General features: G+C 53.0%; 18 protein-coding genes. 2 read left to right on the top strand and 16 right to left on the bottom strand.

The features are described from left to right. Position 1 precedes the first annotated feature (1 nt). A complete protein-coding gene (gene hinT / locus SOM82_RS08090; RefSeq protein WP_006809243.1) occupies positions 2–361 on the bottom strand; it encodes a purine nucleoside phosphoramidase in 360 nt (119 codons plus the stop codon). A gap of 356 nt (positions 362–717) precedes the next feature. Between hinT and fhuE the strand changes: the two genes are divergently transcribed. Next, a complete protein-coding gene (fhuE, locus tag SOM82_RS08085) occupies positions 718–2,931 on the top strand; it encodes a ferric-rhodotorulic acid/ferric-coprogen receptor FhuE (protein WP_320461196.1) in 2,214 nt (737 codons plus the stop codon). Positions 2,932–3,080: 149 nt separating this feature from the next. Here fhuE and ptsG read toward each other — a convergent pair whose 3' ends face one another. The 14 genes from ptsG to yceD all read right to left on the bottom strand — a co-directional run bounded on the left by ptsG (position 3,081) and on the right by yceD (position 15,460). Continuing rightward, a complete protein-coding gene (ptsG, locus tag SOM82_RS08080; RefSeq protein ID WP_154125082.1) occupies positions 3,081–4,514 on the bottom strand; it encodes a PTS glucose transporter subunit IIBC in 1,434 nt (477 codons plus the stop codon). A 297-nt stretch (positions 4,515–4,811) separates the two neighbouring features. Then, a complete protein-coding gene (locus tag SOM82_RS08075) occupies positions 4,812–5,606 on the bottom strand; it encodes a metal-dependent hydrolase (protein ID WP_154125081.1) in 795 nt (264 codons plus the stop codon). A 10-nt stretch (positions 5,607–5,616) separates the two neighbouring features. Beyond that, a complete protein-coding gene (holB, locus tag SOM82_RS08070) occupies positions 5,617–6,621 on the bottom strand; it encodes a DNA polymerase III subunit delta' (RefSeq protein WP_320461195.1) in 1,005 nt (334 codons plus the stop codon). Further along, on the bottom strand, positions 6,618–7,259 hold the full coding sequence (gene tmk / locus SOM82_RS08065; protein ID WP_320461194.1) for a dTMP kinase: 642 nt from the start codon (positions 7,257–7,259) through the stop codon (positions 6,618–6,620). Before tmk ends, holB begins: the two co-directional genes overlap by 4 nt. Then, complete coding sequence (yceG, locus tag SOM82_RS08060) at positions 7,249–8,271, bottom strand: cell division protein YceG (protein ID WP_320461193.1); 1,023 nt, start codon at positions 8,269–8,271, stop codon at positions 7,249–7,251. The genes tmk and yceG overlap by 11 nt, the downstream gene beginning before the upstream one ends. 2 nt (positions 8,272–8,273) lie before the next feature. Beyond that, entirely contained in the window at positions 8,274–9,083 is an 810-nt protein-coding gene (gene pabC / locus SOM82_RS08055) for an aminodeoxychorismate lyase (protein ID WP_320461192.1), read from the bottom strand. A gap of 123 nt (positions 9,084–9,206) precedes the next feature. Continuing rightward, the gene (gene fabF, locus SOM82_RS08050; protein ID WP_320461191.1) at positions 9,207–10,448 is read right to left on the bottom strand and encodes a beta-ketoacyl-ACP synthase II; all 1,242 of its coding nucleotides are present in this window, start codon (positions 10,446–10,448) and stop codon (positions 9,207–9,209) included. A gap of 92 nt (positions 10,449–10,540) precedes the next feature. Continuing rightward, positions 10,541–10,777: an acyl carrier protein gene (gene acpP / locus SOM82_RS08045; protein WP_003857954.1), complete on the bottom strand. Its 237-nt coding sequence runs from the start codon at positions 10,775–10,777 to the stop codon at positions 10,541–10,543. Between the two features lie 154 nt (positions 10,778–10,931). Beyond that, the gene (gene fabG, locus SOM82_RS08040) at positions 10,932–11,666 is read right to left on the bottom strand and encodes a 3-oxoacyl-ACP reductase FabG (protein WP_154125076.1); all 735 of its coding nucleotides are present in this window, start codon (positions 11,664–11,666) and stop codon (positions 10,932–10,934) included. Between the two features lie 12 nt (positions 11,667–11,678). Next, the gene (fabD, locus tag SOM82_RS08035) at positions 11,679–12,608 is read right to left on the bottom strand and encodes an ACP S-malonyltransferase (protein ID WP_320461190.1); all 930 of its coding nucleotides are present in this window, start codon (positions 12,606–12,608) and stop codon (positions 11,679–11,681) included. A gap of 13 nt (positions 12,609–12,621) precedes the next feature. Then, positions 12,622–13,575 carry a beta-ketoacyl-ACP synthase III gene (locus tag SOM82_RS08030; RefSeq protein ID WP_154125074.1) on the bottom strand — a complete coding sequence of 318 codons (954 nt, stop codon included), beginning with the start codon at positions 13,573–13,575 and terminating at the stop codon, positions 12,622–12,624. A gap of 6 nt (positions 13,576–13,581) precedes the next feature. After that, on the bottom strand, positions 13,582–14,616 hold the full coding sequence (plsX, locus tag SOM82_RS08025; RefSeq protein WP_154125073.1) for a phosphate acyltransferase PlsX: 1,035 nt from the start codon (positions 14,614–14,616) through the stop codon (positions 13,582–13,584). Positions 14,617–14,748: 132 nt separating this feature from the next. Then, positions 14,749–14,922, bottom strand: coding sequence for a 50S ribosomal protein L32 (rpmF, locus tag SOM82_RS08020; protein WP_071844907.1), 174 nt, complete (start codon positions 14,920–14,922; stop codon positions 14,749–14,751). Between the two features lie 16 nt (positions 14,923–14,938). After that, positions 14,939–15,460, bottom strand: coding sequence for a 23S rRNA accumulation protein YceD (yceD, locus tag SOM82_RS08015; RefSeq protein ID WP_154125072.1), 522 nt, complete (start codon positions 15,458–15,460; stop codon positions 14,939–14,941). A gap of 140 nt (positions 15,461–15,600) precedes the next feature. On the opposite strand from yceD, the gene SOM82_RS08010 reads away from it, so the two are divergent. Continuing rightward, positions 15,601–16,185, top strand: coding sequence for a Maf family protein (locus SOM82_RS08010; protein ID WP_154125071.1), 585 nt, complete (start codon positions 15,601–15,603; stop codon positions 16,183–16,185). A gap of 31 nt (positions 16,186–16,216) precedes the next feature. On the opposite strand, the gene rluC is transcribed toward SOM82_RS08010, so the two are convergent. Continuing rightward, entirely contained in the window at positions 16,217–17,170 is a 954-nt protein-coding gene (gene rluC / locus SOM82_RS08005; RefSeq protein ID WP_320461189.1) for a 23S rRNA pseudouridine(955/2504/2580) synthase RluC, read from the bottom strand. Between the last annotated feature and the right edge of the window lie 38 nt (positions 17,171–17,208).

Genomic DNA, 17,208 nt, shown 5'->3' with positions numbered 1-17,208 from the left:
ATCAAAGACCTTTATGCGCCAGCATTGGCCCCAGCGGACGTCCGCCCAGCAAATGCATATGAATGTGATAAACTTCCTGCCCACCATGACGATTACAGTTCATGATCAGACGATATCCGTCTTCGGCAATCCCTTCCTGTTCAGCAATTTTCGCTGCTACCGTCAGCATACGGCCTAAAGCCACTTCATGCTCAGTTTTCACGTCATTTACGGTCGGAATCAGAATATTGGGAATAATAAGAATGTGTGTCGGAGCCTGAGGCGAAATGTCGCGAAAAGCCGTGACCAGTTCATCCTGATACACGATATCCGATGGGATCTCACGACGGATAATTTTACTGAAAATGGTTTCTTCAGCCATGACGTTTTCCTTTTATGTTTAATCTGGCGTAGCAGGTCCGGCACTGACATACCTGTTGCGGACTGCCTTGTGACACAACACATGAGTATGAGCGAGTTTCTCCTGTCCTTTCAACCTTATCCCTCGATTTCTTTCCTTATCGTGCAAATGCTGGTCACAGAGTGACCGGCGCTACCCGCTGAATTTACTGAAACATTATTTCAGATGATATGGTTACATCTGTTTACATGATGAATCCTAATGCGTATATTTCGCATTTGCATTTTCATGCGCGTTTTATACCCAGAAAACGACCCCAGACTGTACTTACGGAACTGGGGCATAACATTCACATTTCACTCAGAAAGGGTTTGATAATGTCTTTCATTAATCACACCAGGGATGGGCAACGCCAGCCTGTCACAGCACCTTCGTTGCTGGCAGCCTGCATTGCAATGGCATTGATGCCAACCATGAGTTTCGCTGAAACCCATTCAGAAGATACTGTCGTCGTTGACGGCAGTGCTGATAACGCGCAGGACCAGAATAGCGCGCAGGATCAGGATTACAGCGTAAAAACCACTACCACGGGCACTAAATTATTATTGGTTCCACGCGATATTCCGCAGTCAGTCAGCGTGATCAGCCAGCAACGTATGCAGGACCAGGAACTCAACACCATCGGCTCAGTGCTGGATAATACCGTTGGGGTGAGTGCCTCCCGCATTGATACCAGTCGAACCAACTTCTACTCCCGTGGTTTCTTCATCAGCAATTTTGCCTACGAAGATATGCCAACGTTCCTCGACAACCGCTGGAACTTTGGTGATACCGCGGGTGATACCGCTATTTTCGACAAAATCGAAGTCGTCCGCGGTGCCGCCGGGCTGATGAGCGGAACCGGCAACCCTTCCGCTTACGTCAACATGGTGCGTAAACACGCCGACAGCAAAGAGTTCAAAGGAAACGTATCCGCCACCTACGGCAGCTGGGACAAACAGCGTTACGTGATGGATCTGCAGGCACCGCTGACGGAATCCGGCAATGTGCGCGGCCGCGTGATTGCCGGTTATGAGGACAGAGATTCCTGGGTTGAGCGTAACCACTACCGCAAGAAATTCGTCTCCGGCATCCTTGATGCGGATATCACTGACTCCACCACCCTCTCTCTGGGCTACGACTACCAGGAAAGCGAAGAAGACAGCCCGACCTGGGGCGGCTTCCCTTCTATGTTTAGCGATGGCAGCAAGACTGATTTCCGCCGTGGATTCAACACCGCAGCCGACTGGACTTACTCCAATAACGACTCCACAAAGGTCTTTGCTAACCTGACGCAGCGCTTTGATAACGGCTGGGAAGCCAAAGTTAACGCGATGCACGCCGAAACCAACTTTGACAGCAAACTGATGTACATTGATGGTTATCCGGATAAAGCCACCGGCCTGTATGATGCCGCCAGTTTCCAGGGTGCCTGGGGCGGCTGGAACAAAGGCGAGCGCAAACAGGATTCCGTCGATGCGTTCGTACGCGGTGGCTATGACCTTCTTGGCCGTCAGCACGAAGTGATGTTTGGCGGAAGCTACAGCCGTCAGCGCAATAACTATGACAACTCCTATCCGGTTAACGATAACTATGGCCTGATGGATGTTGGCAGCATTTACGATTACAACGGAAAACTGGCAGATCCAACCTGGTCCGGTTTCTCACTGTATCAGCGCGATGTGATCCGTCAGAAATCAGTCTACGCCGCGACCCGCCTCTCTCTGGCCGATCCGCTGCACCTGATCCTCGGCGCGCGTTACACCGAGTGGAGCGCCAAGTACAACCTGGAGCGTAAACCGGATGAAATCCGCAACGCTAAATTCGATGACGTCACGCCGTACGCCGGTCTGGTTTATGACATCGACGATACCTGGTCCGTTTATGGTAGCTACACCTCTATCTTCCAGCCGTCGGGCCAGCGCGATATCAACAGCAAGTTTATCGATCCGACCACCGGCAAGAGCTATGAGGCCGGCGTGAAAGGTGACTGGTTCAACACGCGTCTCACCGCGACAGTCGCAGTCTTCCGCATTGAGCAGGACAACGTGGCAGTCAGTACCGGATCAACGATTCCAGGTTCTGGCGGTCAGACGGCATACAAATCCGTTGATGGTACGGTCAGTAAAGGGATTGAATTTGAGCTGAACGGTGCGTTAACCGATAACTGGCAGTTAACCTTCGGTGGCAGTCGTTACATTGCAGATGATGAAAATGGCACGGCGGTTAACCCAAGCCAGCCACGTACCTCTCTGAAACTGTTTACCCGTTACCAGCTGCCAATGCTGCCTGAGCTGACCGTTGGCGGCGGCGCGCGCTGGCAGAACAAAACCTGGCAGGATATTGATAACGGCCCGAACGGCGTTAAGCAGATCACTCAGGATGGTTACACCGTGGTGGATCTCTTCACCCGCTACCAGGTGACTAAAAACTTCTCGGTTCAGGGCAACCTGAACAACGTGTTCGACGAAGAGTATTACGATTACCTGGGTACCTACGGCGTCTACGGTGCACCGCGTAACTTCTCTGTTAGCGGAAGCTACAGTTTCTAAATACACCGTCATGACAAAGGGAGCCGAATGGCTCCCTTTTTTATACGCGCTGTTTGCCTGGTGGCGGCTGCGCCTTACACAGCATTTCACAAACCACAGGTAATAAAAAAGGCAGCCATTCGGCTGCCTTAGTCTCCCCAGATCACGACTTAGTTGCTGCGGATGTATTCATCCATTTCGGTTTTCAGGTTATCGGATTTAGTTCCGAAAATAGCCTGAACACCCGAACCTGCAACAACTACGCCCGCCGCGCCCAATTTTTTCAGGCCAGGCTGATCCACTTTGGCAATGTCAGCAACACTCACACGCAGACGGGTAATACACGCGTCCAGGTTGGTAATGTTTTCTTTGCCGCCGAATGCAGCAACGAGAGCCGGAGCCATTTCGCTGGTCGCAGTCGCTTTGCTGTCTTCAGTTGCATCTTCACGGCCTGGTGTTTTCAGGTCCAGTGCTTTGATCAGCACGCGGAAGATGGTGTAGTACGCTACGGCGTAGCACGCACCGACGATTGGGAACAGCCACAGTTTGCTGCTGTTACCAGACAGTACGATGAAGTCAATCAGACCGTGCGAGAAGGAAGTACCGTCACGCATACCCAGAAGGATACAGATCGGGAACGCCAGGCCAGCCAGAACCGCGTGAATCACGTACAGGATCGGCGCAACGAACATGAAGGAGAACTCGATCGGCTCGGTGATACCGGTCAGGAACGAGGTCAACGCTGCGGAGATCATGATGCCGCCCACTTTTGCACGGTTCTCTGGTTTAGCAGAGTGCCAGATTGCAATCGCAGCAGCCGGCAGGCCGTACATTTTGAACAGGAAGCCGCCAGACAGTTTACCTGCAGTCGGGTCACCCGCCATGTAGCGAGGGATATCACCGTGGAATACCTGACCTGCGGCGTTGGTGTATTCACCAATCTGCATCTGGAATGGAACGTTCCAGATGTGGTGCAGACCAAATGGCACCAGGCAGCGCTCAACGAAGCCGTAGATACCGAACGCCACAACCGGGTTCTGGTAAGCAGCCCACTGAGAGAAGGTCTGGATAGCCGTACCAATTGGAGGCCAGATGAAGGACAGTACGACGCCCATGAAGATCGCAGCCAGACCAGAGATGATCGGTACGAAACGCTTGCCCGCGAAGAAGCCCAGGTACTCAGGCAGCTTGATGCGATAGAAGCGGTTAAACATGTAGGCTGCAATCGCACCGGAGATAATACCGCCGAGAACACCGGTATCAGCCAGGTGTTTGGAGGTGATTTCTTCAGCAGGTAAATGCAGGACCAGTGGCGCAACAACCGCCATGGTTTTCACCATGATTCCGTAGGCAACAACAGCGGCCAGAGCAGATACACCATCGTTATTGGTGAAGCCCAGCGCAACACCGATAGCGAAGATCAGCGGCATGTTAGCAAAAACAGAACCGCCTGCTTCGGCCATCACGTGCGAAACTACGGCTGGCAGCCAGCTGAAGTTAGCAGAACCGACGCCCAGCAGGATACCTGCGATAGGCAGTACGGATACTGGCAGCATCAGCGATTTACCGACCTTTTGCAGGTTAGCAAATGCATTCTTAAACATAATTGAGAGTGCTCCTGAGTATTTGTGCTTTTTTTACGCTTTCACGCATGGGCACGGGGGGAGAACCGCGCCGTGGACAGGACATCTAAGCGCCCTTTATTTATTACACAGAGTAAAATAAATCCCTGTGACTTTGTTTGACGGCTATCACGTTTCAGCTTCAGACGTTCGAAAAACTTTCAGTTATTTACAAAAATCATTTCCGGATATGTCTAAAAACACCGTCACCGCCCTTAATAAGGCGGTGAACTTTACTCGCTTTGATTATTAATTACGAGCCTAAAAAAAACAGGTGTTTCAGACAGTTTGCAGGCGGGCGGGGTCGATGTGGAACAGACTGGCGAAGTTGTCCGTGGTGATACGCGCCAGCTCGTCGATGCTGACGCCCTTCAGAACGGCCATGTACTCAGCCACATCTCTCGTCATGGCTGGTTGATTTTCTTTGCCGCGGTGCGGTACCGGAGCCAGATAAGGAGAGTCTGTTTCCACCAGAATCCGGTCGAGAGGCACATAACGCGCGGCATCACGGAGTTGCTCAGCATTACGGAACGTCACGATCCCGGAAAATGAGATATAAAACCCTAAATCAAGCAGCTTACCCGCCGTTTCTCTGTCTTCTGTGAAACAGTGTAGTACGCCACCGCAATCCGTCACTTTTTCTTCTGCGAGGATAGCGAGCGTGTCGGCCCGGGCATCACGGGTATGAACGATGACCGGCTTGTTCAGCTCACGTCCGATGCGAATATGGTTGCGGAAAGACTCCTGCTGGCGGGGTTTAGTTTCCGGCGTGTAAAAATAATCCAGCCCGGTCTCCCCCATCGCCACAACGCCCTCTTCCGCCGCCATACGACGTAAATCCTCAACGTTGTACTCTTCATCCTGGTTAAGCGGATGTACGCCGCAGGAAAAAACGACGTTGTCGCGCTCGCCGACCAGCTCACGCATCGAACGGTAACCCGGTAGCGTGGTGGCAACGGCCAGACAGAATTTCACATCGCGGGCGGCCGCTTTTGCCAGCACATCGTCCACGTCTTTATGCAGCGATTGGTAATCAAGGCCATCAAGATGGCAGTGTGAGTCGACTAAAAACATAATGTCTCTCTCAGAGATGGGAAACAGGCAGCAGTGCGCCTGGTTGCAGGTAATGTTCAGTACGCAGTAACAGGTCTGTCAGTAAGAGCTCGCGGTTAAGACCGGTTACCGTTAAAAGTTGTTCCCGGCAGACGCAGACGTCGTGGAGAATAGTGCGAAGCGTCGCACCTGAAAGATGATTTGCCAGCGTGTTCACCAGCGGCCAGACATCCGCGTTGCTCAGAAGCTGCGTGCTTTGCTGAAGCTTAAGAGCATCCAGTAACAGGGACGCCAGCCAGTGGAGACGCACGGGGGCGTGCTCATGGTTAAGCGAACTGAGCAGCCCCATCCAGTCCCGGCTTTCAAGCGCATCGCTCAGGGCCTGGCATAGCTGCATTCGCTGCGCCCAGGTCTCTTGTTGCAATAACTCCAGCGCGGCGGCAGGTGCGCCACTGCTTAAGCGCAGGGCAGTGAGCGCGGCCTCTTGTGACACCGTCACCTCTCGCTCAAGCCAGGCCAGCGCCCAGGATTCCTGGGGTGCCGCAAGGTGATGAAGCCGGCACCGACTGCGCAACGTCGCCAGTAGTCTGCCCGGCTCGCGACAGGACATAAAGAACCAGGTTTTAACCGGTGGTTCCTCCAGCGTTTTTAACAGCGCGTTCGCTGCGGCCTCTGTCAGCAGTGCGGCATCTTTCAGCCAGACCACCTTCGCGCCACCCAGACGCGCATGTTCGTACAGCTTTTCACTGACTTCACGCACCGCATCGACACCGAGCGAACTCTTGCCCTTTTCCGGCTCCAGCGTGTAGTAGTCAGGATGCGTCCCCGCCTGCATCAGCTGGCAGCCGCGGCATTGACCACAGCTCTTGTGTCCTTGCGGTTGCTGACACATCAGAAAACGGGTAATAGCGTAGATCAACGCATCATCGCCCATTCCGGGTAACGCCTGAACCAGTAGCGCATGATGCCCCCGACCAGCCTGATAGCTGCTAATCAGCTGATCAAAATGCGGACGCAACCATGGATACCATTTCATGCCTGCTGCTCCTGAAGCCACGCAGTGACCGTTTTGCGAATAGATTGTGTGACGTCTTCAAGGGATTGCGTCGCGTCAATGGTGCGAATCGAGCAGTCCTGAGCCGCCAGCTCCAGATATCGCGCGCGCGTGCGGTTGAAGAAATCCAGTGATTCTTGCTCGATACGGTCCAGTTCGCCGCGAGCGCGGGCCCGCTTCAGGCCTACCTCAGGGGTGACATCGAGATAGAGCGTCAGGTTGGGACGGAAATCGCCAAGGACCGCATCACGCAGCGTCGCAAGCATGGTCTGATCGATCCCGCGGCCTCCGCCCTGATAGGCCTGAGTCGATAAATCATGACGATCGCCAATCACCCAACAGCCTTTTGCCAGAGCAGGTTTAATCACCGTTTCAACCAGCTGTACACGCGCAGCGTAAAACATCAGCACTTCGGCTTTATCATTGATCGCTTCGTCGCCGACGGATTTGATATCCAGCACCAGGCTTCTGAGCTTCTCAGCGAGCTGCGTGCCGCCCGGTTCACGGGTGAAGACCATCTCTTCGATGCCCAGCTCTTTGAGCGTATCGACCACGACGTTACGGGCCGTGGTTTTCCCGGCGCCTTCCAGCCCTTCTATGACGATGTAATTACTGCGCATTTTTTTCCTTAAGTGCCTTCAGATAGTCCTGAACCGAGCGATTATGGCTGGCGAGATTGGTATTAAAGGTATGGCCACCTTTTCCATCAGCCACAAAATAGAGATACGGTGTTTTTGCCGGATGTGCGGCCGCATCCAGTGAAGCCTGACCTGGCGTGGCGATGGGTCCCGGCGGCAAACCGCTAATCACGTAGGTATTATACGCAGTTGGCGTCTCCAGGTCCTTACGGCTTATCTTTCCGGCGTAGCTCTCACCCATTCCGTAAATCACCGTCGGGTCGGTTTGCAGCCGCATGCCAATGCGCAGACGGTTGATAAAGACTGACGCCACCTGATCGCGTTCACTCGCGACTGCCGTCTCTTTTTCGATGATAGAGGCCATTGTGACAAACTGGTTCTGATCTTTGTACGGCAATCCGTCCGCACGCCCTTCCCAGGCTTTCTCGACCGCGGCGACCATTTTCTTGTGCGCCCGCTTCAGAATCGCGACATCAGTGGTCCCGGCGGTGTACATCCAGGTGTCCGGCCAGAACCAGCCCTCCACCCATTCCGGGTGTTCAAACTTCAGGACCTCGGCAACCGTGGCATAGCTGTCATCTTTCAGCGTGTGGCTGATATAAGGCGCATCGCGCAGCTGTTTCAGGTAATCGCTCAGGCGCATCCCTTCCACAAAGCGCAGCGGAAATTGCGCCTCTTTACCACTTTCGAGCAACTCAAGCATCTCTCTGACTGTCATACCCGGCGTAAAGCGATACGTCCCGGCTTTAAAATGCGATAGCTCGGGTTCAACGCGCAGCAGCCACTGGAATACTCGTGGGCGGTTAATGACTTTATCGCTGTACAGCTGATCGCCCAGCGCCAGGCGCCCGGTCCCTGCTTTCAGCGTAAATACCGTATCTTCTTTAATCAGGATTTGACTGTCCGCCAGCTGACGAACTTTCCACATTCCCACGCCGCCCGCGATACCCAGCACGACGATAAGGAGGAGGACAAAGCGCAACATTTTTTTCATGACTATTTGGTTTGCTCACACAGTGGGGCTAAAAACGAGTACAACTCACGCGATGACCAGTTGTGTTTACCGTAAGCACGGACCGGCACAACGGGCATTAATGCATTGCAAATGACTATCTCATCGGCATCCTGCAGTGCCTCTTCGCCTGCGTTTATTTCGACAACGCGAAAGCCAGAGTGTGCCAGTTGCTGCATACAAAACTGCCGCATGATGCCATTCACGCCGGCCTGATCGACTTTAGGCGTGAACACGTCGTTACCCTGTCGCCACAATAAATTGGCCGCACAGCATTCCGTAATGAACCCTTCGCTGTCAAGAACCAGCGCCTCATCGGCGTCTGACTGTTCAAGATGAGTGCGAATCAAGACCTGCTCAAGACGGTTGAGATGTTTAATGCCACCAAGCAGCGGATTACGCCCCAGACGCACAGGGCTTAGCGCCAGTGTGATGCCTTCTTTGCGCCACACCGCATAATGCGCGGGATAGGCTGATACCGAGAGTATTCTCGTGGGCTGCTGACAATTTGCACCACTGTATCCACGCCCACCGCTTCCGCGGCTGATAATCACTTTTAGTACGCCGCAGGGTTTATCCGCTGCGATGCTTTGCATTTCGCGTTCGAGTTCTGCCCATTGGGCAAAGGGGATCAGGAGTCTTTCACAGGCCTGCTGTAAACGAAGAATATGTGCCGCAAGAAAGCAAACGTCCCCATCGACAATGCGCGCCGTGGTAAAACACCCGTCGCCAAACTGGGTCGCCCTGTCGCTTGCGGGAAGACATTCCTGCTCATGGCCATTAATTAAGAACATGGTGGCTCCTTTTGCATGGCCGAATAGTTTGGCAGGATGAATAATGCAGAACAAGGGTAGAAAACTGAATAAAAAAAGGTCCGACAAGCGGACCTTTGATTTAGCGCTTTCTGACAGCCGGACTCAGACCTTTTTAAAGATCAGAGAACCGTTAGTCCCACCGAAGCCGAAGGAGTTACACAGCGTGTACTCCAGACCGCTAACCTGGCGCGCTTCGTGCGGAACGAAGTCCAGATCGCAACCATCATCCGGGTTATCCAGGTTAATGGTCGGTGGAACAGCCTGATCGCGCAGAGCCAGAATCGAGTAGATTGACTCGACAGCGCCAGCCGCACCCAGCAGGTGACCGGTCATGGATTTGGTGGAGCTGACCATAATGCGGCTCGCTGCATCACCAAATACCGACTTAACGGCCTGGGCTTCTGCTTTATCACCCGCAGGCGTCGAGGTGCCGTGAGCGTTAACATAGCCAATCTGGCCCGGTTCGATACCCGCATCACGGATAGCATTAACCATTGCCAGTGCCGCACCCGCACCATCTTCTGGCGGTGACGTCATGTGATAAGCGTCGCTACTCATGCCAAAACCAACGATTTCTGCATAAATTTTCGCGCCACGTTTCTTCGCGTGTTCGTACTCTTCCAGTACGATCATACCGGCACCATCACCCAGAACGAATCCATCGCGGTCTTTATCCCACGGACGGCTTGCAGCCTGAGGATTATCGTTACGGGTAGACAGCGCACGCGCCGCGCCGAAACCGCCAACACCCAGCGGAGTACTGGCTTTTTCAGCACCACCGGCGACCATTGCGTCAGCATCGCCATAAGCGATGATACGTGCAGCCTGACCGATGTTATGCACACCAGACGTACAGGCAGTTGCGATAGAAATGCTAGGGCCACGCAGGCCAAACATAATGGTCAGGTGACCTGCCACCATGTTAACAATCGTGGACGGAACGAAGAACGGGCTGATCTTACGTGGGCCACCATTGACCAAAGAGGTATGGTTTTCCTCGATCAAGCCAAGACCGCCAATCCCGGAGCCAATTGCGGCGCCAATACGGGTTGCGTTCTCTTCCGTAATCTCAAGGCCAGAATCCTGCATGGCCTGAACGCCAGCGACAATTCCATATTGAATGAAGGCATCCATCTTGCGCTGTTCTTTGCGCGAGATGATCTCTTCACAGTTAAAATCCTTTACTAAGCCAGCAAATTTCGTTGCATAGGCGCTAGTATCGAAATGGTCGATTAGGCTGATGCCGCTCTGACCGGCAAGGAGAGCTTTCCAGGTGGACTCTACGGTATTGCCGACAGGAGACAACATGCCAAGTCCGGTCACAACTACACGACGCTTAGACACGTTTGTCCTCCAGGGAGGGATATAAAAAAGAGGTTTGTGGGACTAAAAAAGATAAAACTCAGGCGGTCGAATGACCGCCTGGAGATGTTCACTTACGCCTGGTGACCGTTGATGTAATCAATGGCAGCCTGAACGGTGGTGATTTTCTCAGCTTCTTCGTCCGGAATCTCAGTATCAAACTCTTCTTCCAGAGCCATTACCAGCTCAACGGTGTCAAGAGAATCTGCGCCCAGGTCTTCAACGAAGGATGCGGAGTTCACAACTTCTTCCTGCTTAACGCCCAGCTGCTCGCCGATAATTTTCTTAACGCGTTCTTCGATAGTGCTCATACTCTTAAATTTCCTATCAAAACTCGCTTTCGCGATGGTTTTCGTAGTGTATAAAATGTTGAAAAATTTGCAACTAAATCCCGGCAGGTCATACCACGATTTTACGTTATTTTGAGGCCATATGCCCTAATAACGCAAATATTTTCGATCGTGATTAAACCATGTACATTCCGCCGTTGACGTGGAGGGTTTCACCAGTGATGTAACCCGCTTCGTCAGAGGCTAAAAATGCAACCGCACTGGCGATTTCCTGAGCGCCACCAAGGCGGCCCGCAGGAACCTGCGCCAGAATACCCGCACGCTGTTCATCAGAAAGCGCACGCGTCATGTCCGTTTCAATAAAGCCCGGAGCAACAACGTTAACAGTAATGCCGCGAGACGCAATTTCACGTGCCAACGATTTACTGAAACCAATCAGACCTGCTTTCGCCGCAGCGTAGTTAGCCTGACCAGCATTTCCCATGGTACCGACCACAGAACCAATAGTGATAATACGACCGTGACGCTTTTTCATCATAGCTCGCATTACCGCTTTTGACAGACGGAATACAGATGACAGGTTGGTTTCGATAATATCGTCCCACTCGTCGTCTTTCATTCGCATCAGCAGGTTGTCACGAGTGATACCGGCATTATTTACCAGAATATCGACTTCGCCAAACTCTGCGCGAATATTTTCCAGAACAGATTCGATAGATGCAGCATCGGTCACATTCAACACCAGACCTTTACCGTTGGCACCTAAGTAATCGCTGATAGCCTGAGCGCCGTTTTCACTGGTCGCTGTACCAATCACTTTCGCGCCGCGCGCAACCAGTGTTTCAGCAATTGCACGTCCGATACCGCGGCTTGCGCCCGTTACCAGCGCGATTTTTCCTTCAAAACTCATGGTTTTCCTCTTTTATTGCGAGAGTGCCACTGACAAGGCTTCCGGCTCATTAATCGCCGATGCAGTCAGGGTATCAACAATACGTTTTGTCAGACCGGTAAGCACTTTCCCCGGACCTGCTTCATAAAGGTGCTCAACGCCCTGCGCGGCCATAAACTCAACGGTTTTGGTCCATTGCACTGGGCTATAAAGCTGACGAACCAGCGCATCGCGAATCGCTTCCGGCGCTGTTTCGCATTTCACATCAACGTTATTCACAACCGGAACCGCTGGTGCGCTAAAAGTCATCTTCTGCAGCTCTGCCGCTAATTTTTCGGCAGCCGGTTTCATCAAGGCACAGTGAGAAGGAACACTCACTGGCAGAGGCAGCGCACGCTTGGCGCCAGCGGCTTTACAGGCTGCGCCCGCACGCTCAACGGCTTCTTTATTCCCCGCAATGACCACCTGGCCTGGCGAGTTAAAGTTTACCGGAGAAACCACCTGACCTTCTGCCGATTCTTCACATGCTTTTGCGATCGATGCATCATCAAGTCCAATGATAGCGGACATCGCGCCGGTACCTTCTGGTACCGCTTCCTGCATGAATTTGCCACGCATTTCAACCAGACGCACGGCGTCGGCAAATGCGATAACATCAGCACAAACCAGCGCTGAGTATTCGCCCAGGCTGTGGCCAGCCATCAGAGCCGGGGTTTTGCCGCCCTGCTGCTGCCATACGCGCCACAGCGCGACAGACGCGGTCAGCAGTGCAGGCTGAGTTTGCCAGGTTTTATTCAGTTCTTCAGCCGGACCCTGCTGAGTCAACGCCCAAAGATCATAGCCCAGCGCGTCAGAAGCTTCACGGAAAGTGGCTTCGATAATCGGGTACTGTGCCGCTAATTCAGACAACATCCCAACCGACTGAGAACCCTGACCCGGGAACACAAAAGCAAATTGCGTCATTTTTAATCCTTAATTAGAAACGAACCAGCGCGGAGCCCCAGGTGAAACCACCACCAAAGGCTTCAAGCAAGACCAGTTGGCCTCGTTTAATTCGTCCATCGCGTACCGCTTCGTCAAATGCGCATGGTACCGATGCCGCAGAAGTATTGCCATGGCGATCGAGCGTCACGACAACGTTATCCATCGACATGCCCAGCTTTTTCGCCGTGGCGCTGATAATACGCAGGTTCGCCTGATGCGGCACCAGCCAGTCGAGCGCGGAGCGATCCAGGTTGTTTGCTTCCAGCGTCTCATCGACGATATGAGCCAGTTCCGTTACCGCGACCTTGAACACTTCATTGCCTGCCATCGTCAGGAAAATGGAGTTGTCAGGGTTAACGCGATCCGCGTTAGGCAAGGTCAACAGCTCGCCATAGCTGCCATCCGCATGTAAATGTGTAGAAATAATGCCTGATTCTTCAGACTGCCCCAGAAGAACAGCACCGGCCCCATCACCAAAAATGATGATCGTTCCGCGATCTTCCGGGTTGCAGGTGCGCGCCAGCACATCTGCGCCAATCACCAGCGCATATTTTACCGCACCTGACTTCACATACTGATCGGCAATGCTAAGTGCGTAGGTGAAACCCGCGCACGCGGCAGCAACGTCAAACGCCGGACATCCTTTGATGCCCAACATGCCCTGAATCTGGCACGCCGCGCTTGGGAAAGCATGCGTCGATGAAGTGGTGGCGACAATAATGAGGCCGATCTCTTCTTTATCGACACCGGCCATTTCCAGCGCACGAATGCCTGCCTGGTAGCCCATTGTGGCAACAGTTTCATCTGGCGCGGCGATACGACGTTCACGGATACCTGTGCGCGTGACAATCCACTCGTCAGACGTATCTACCATTTTTTCCAGATCGGCGTTGGTTCGCACTTGTTCAGGCAGATAACTGCCGGTACCTAAAATCTTCGTATACATGTACGCTCAGTCACTTTTTGCTAATACAGATTCCAGGCGAGCGGCAATCCGCTGTGGGACTTGTCGCTGCACCGCCTGCACTGCCTGTTCAATCGCGACGGTAAAGGCTCGCTGATTGGCCGCACCATGACTCTTAATCACCGTGCCGCGCAATCCTAACAGACAGGCGCCATTATACTGGTCGGGGTTGAGGTGACTGAATCGCCGCGTCAGGCTTTTTTGTAACCAACGCTTTAAAATAATGAGCCACCAGGACCGTTTCTTTCCTTCTCCCTGCGATTTCAGCAGTGAAAGGAACATCCGAACAACCCCTTCCATCGTTTTTAACGTGACGTTGCCGGTAAACCCGTCACACACCAGAACATCGGTTTTGCCGGTCAACAATTCGTTAGCTTCAAGATAGCCAATATAGTTGATTGACGGCGCGGATTTTAGCAATTCTGCGGCTTCGCGAATGCTGTCGAGACCTTTCGTCTCTTCTTCTCCGATATTCAGCAACGCCACTCGGGGATTGATAATCCCGACCACTTCTTCAGCCAGCACCGATCCCATGACGGCAAACTGCGCCAGCATCGTACTATCACAATCAACATTGGCACCCAGGTCGAGCACCACTGTTTTGCCCTTCTGCTGATGCGGTAAAACCGTCACCAGCGCAGGACGCTCAATCCCCTCAATGGGTTTGAGCAGTAATTTCGACAGCCCCATCAGCGCACCGGTATTTCCGGCGCTGACGCAGGCCTCAGCCCGCCCTTCTTTTACCAGTTCCAGCGCAATTCGCATTGAGCTTCCGCGACTGTTGCGGATCGCATGCGACGGCCGGGCATCACTGGCAATAACTGACTGCGCAGGGATAATCTGCAGACGTGAACGTTGTTCAAAGTCAGCTTTTGCAAGTAATGGCGTGATGGCGTCGGGATCACCGACTAAAAGAAGTGTGAGTTGCGAATTAGAATTCAGTGCCTGCAATGCTGCAGGCACTGTCACGGAAGGCCCGAAATCTCCTCCCATGACATCTAACGCCAGGGTTAGACGTGTCAAGGTATCTTCGCTGCCCGGTTCGGTGTATCCCCCGCTTTCACGGGGAATACCTCACTAAGCTTCATCACGTTTACTCTTCGTCTTTCACGATGCAGGCGTCCCGCACGGTAAAATTCGTTGAGTAGCGCGTGATTACTTAGTGATTACCTTGCGGCCACGGTAGAAACCGTCGGCAGTCATGTGGTGACGCAGGTGTTTCTCACCAGAAGTCTTGTCTACAGACAGGCTGGTAACTGCAGTCAGCGCGTCATGGGAACGACGCATGCCACGTTTGGAACGGGTTGGTTTATTCTGTTGTACGGCCATGGACCTTACTCCTTAATTACTTACGCTTTAAGCTGGCTAATACGGCAAATGGATTCGGTTTTTGCGCTTCATCAGGCAATTCACCAAAGACCATGTCCGCGTCGGACACTTCACAGTGTTCAGAATCATGCACCGGAACTACCGGCAAGGCGAGGATGACTTCATCTTCAACCAAGGCCAGCAGATCGATTTCACCGAATTCGTTAACCTCAATCGGCTCATACGCTTCCGGGAGTGCTTCAGCCTGTTCGTCTGAACGGACCGGACTGAAACAATACGTTGTGTGAACATGACGTGTGAACGGTTTCCCGCAACGCTGGCACTCGAGCGTTACCGTGACTTTTGCATCACCGTTCAAAACGGCAAGGCGCTGGTTATCGATAGCGAACGACATGGAGCATTCCACATCAGTGTCCACACTGACCACAAATTCGGCGATACGCTCGGCCTGATCGGACGTATAAATACCATCGTAATCGAGGCGTTTTTGAGCCGTACGAACCGGATCAAGAGTCAGGGGTAATTTTACCTTTTGCATAGGGCGCGCATATTAACTTTGTAACGTCATAGAGTCAAAGAAAAAGGCAACCAGGGCTGCCTTTTGCCAATTATTCGCACACATTGCGGCCTGTAGTTTAAAATGGCTGGCATCGATACGCTATATCTGGTGATAAAAATATGCCAAATCTCGTACTTGCTTCCACTTCTCCCTACCGCCGCGCATTGCTGGAAAAGCTGGGAATGCCTTTCGAATGCGCTTCCCCCATTGCCGATGAAACGCCGCAGCCCGCAGAATCCCCTCGCCATCTGGTTTTAAGACTGGCGCAGGAAAAGGCGCAAAGTCTGGCCGAACGCTATCCCAATCATCTGATTATAGGGTCCGATCAGGTTTGCGTCCTGGATGGCGAAATTACCGGAAAACCGCACAGCGAAGAAAATGCGCGCCAGCAACTCATGAAAGCCCGCGGTTCTATCGTGACATTTTACACCGGGCTGGCGCTGTATAACTCTGCTACGGGACATCTACAGACGGAGTGTGAGCCCTTTGATGTGCATTTCCGCCATCTCAGCGAACAGGAGATTGAGGATTATGTCCGTAAAGAGCGCCCGCTCAATTGTGCGGGGAGCTTTAAAAGTGAAGGTCTGGGCATTGCACTCTTTGACAAACTGGATGGCCGCGATCCCAACACGCTGGTCGGCCTGCCGCTGATTGCTCTTTGTCAGATGCTTCGCCGCGAGCACTACAATCCGTTGATGGCATAAAAAAACCGGCGATAGTTCGCCGGTTTGATATTCAGGATGCGTTTCTCAGCACCTTGAGACAGCGTTTTAGCCCATCATCCAGCGGCGCTTCAACGCGCATCACCTCACCGGTTCCAGGATGGGTAAATTTCAGCGCCGCAGCATGGAGAAACAGGCGCGATAAGCCCGTCCCGCCCAGCTGTTTATCAAATTCGCGATCGCCGTAGCGATCGTCGAATGCGATGGGATGTCCGGCATGCTGGGTATGCACACGAATCTGGTGGGTACGCCCGGTAACAGGGCTACAGCGTACCAGCGTGGCAAATTCGTAACGCTCTTCAACCTTAAAGCGCGTCTCAGACGGTTTACCTTCGCTGTTAACGCGAACAATACGCTCACCGCTTTGCAGGATATTTTTAAGCAAAGGCGCCTGCACCACTTTGACGTGGGACTGCCATTGGCCGCGCACCAGTGCCAGATAATCTTTTTGCATCCCTTTTTCACGCAACTGCTCATGCAGAGCGCGCAAGGCAGAACGTTTTTTCGCCACCAGCAACACGCCTGAGGTGTCACGATCCAGACGGTGTACCAGCTCCAGGAACCGCGCTTCCGGCCGCAGTGCGCGCAGACCTTCGATCACGCCAAAGCTTAAACCGCTTCCGCCGTGCACCGCCGTGCCAGAAGGTTTGTTCAACACCAGGATATGATCGTCTTCATACAAAATGGCGTCGGTCAGCGCGGCCACTTTTTGCAGATGTGGTGACACGGCCTCTTCTTCGCGCTCGGCAACCCGCACCGGCGGGATACGCACTTCGTCGCCCGCTTCCAGTTTGTATTCTGGCTTCACGCGCTTTTTGTTCACCCGCACCTCGCCCTTACGCAAGATGCGATAAATCATACTTTTTGGCACACCTTTCAGTTGGGTGCGTAGAAAGTTGTCGATTCGTTGCCCCGCATCGTCATCTGCGATAGCAACCATTTTTACGGATGGAGTCTCTGTTTTCATGATTGGCGATTCTAAATATCGTCACGCATTAGCGCCAC

Origin of the sequence: Lelliottia sp. CFBP8978 (assembly GCF_034046055.2) — a bacterium.
In the GTDB taxonomy this organism is placed as follows: domain Bacteria; phylum Pseudomonadota; class Gammaproteobacteria; order Enterobacterales; family Enterobacteriaceae; genus Enterobacter.
Note: the sequence above shows the minus strand (reverse complement) of the source record. Positions and strands in the feature narration are given on the sequence as shown.